Annotated in this window: 1 protein-coding gene; it reads right to left on the bottom strand. The window is 66.7% G+C overall.

The window, feature by feature from the left end; all coding sequences use genetic code 11:
• Positions 1–14 precede the first annotated feature (14 nt).
• Positions 15–285 (bottom strand): hypothetical protein (locus tag ACFHWY_RS28960; RefSeq protein WP_416583395.1); only part of this gene is annotated, 271 nt, incomplete at its 5' end.

The raw sequence follows: 285 nt of genomic DNA, 5'->3' as shown, positions 1-285 counted from the left end.
CCCCAATCGACACGTCAGCCCAGCTCACAGCCCCGCACATCGACAACGCAAAGACCCTGGCTGTGTGGCTCGTGGTCGGCGTGCAGGAGGAGTCCCTGGCAGAGCGCGCAGCGGCCTTTCTGCTTGGCGAGCAGGATCAGGATGCTGCGGTCGAGCAGGGGCAAGTTCTTCCCGCGTCGCTGGGCCCAGTAGTCGGTCAGGGCGGGGTCGTCCGGGGACGCCGCCAGGGCCCCGGAGTAGTCCTTGAATGTCCGGTTGGTTATGGGATGCCGTGTAGTGCCAGGG

This window comes from Micromonospora sp. LOL_024 (genome assembly GCF_048060415.1).
GTDB lineage: Bacteria > Actinomycetota > Actinomycetes > Mycobacteriales > Micromonosporaceae > Micromonospora.
The sequence above is the reverse complement of the archived record's forward strand: the minus strand, read 5'-3'. Positions and strand labels throughout refer to the sequence as shown.